At 37.6% G+C, this 279-nt stretch carries 1 tRNA gene; it reads left to right on the top strand.

The window, feature by feature from the left end:
• Nucleotides 1–7: 7 nt before the first annotated feature.
• Nucleotides 8–83, top strand: a tRNA-Ala gene (locus ACTG7L_RS10835).
• Nucleotides 84–279 lie beyond the last annotated feature (196 nt).

Genomic DNA, 279 nt, shown 5'->3' with positions numbered 1-279 from the left:
AAAAATTGGGGATATAGCTCAGCTGGGAGAGCGCCTGCCTTGCACGCAGGAGGTCAGCGGTTCGATCCCGCTTATCTCCACCAAAAAACTTGTTGTCATCATCATTGTTAAGTAAATTGTAGGGGCGTATTGCATACGCCCTAATAAAAACAGTTGATTTAACAATGATGATAGGCGAAAGCCGATAATCTTATTGTTCTTTAAAAATTTGGAAACAAGCTGAAAACTGAGAGATTTTCGAGTTAATTTGTATAAAAATAAATTAACACAAGAAAGTCT

The sequence above is a fragment of the Lonepinella sp. BR2357 genome, assembly GCF_051851525.1.
GTDB lineage: Bacteria > Pseudomonadota > Gammaproteobacteria > Enterobacterales > Pasteurellaceae > Lonepinella.
This window is presented reverse-complemented; position numbering and strand designations above follow the sequence as displayed.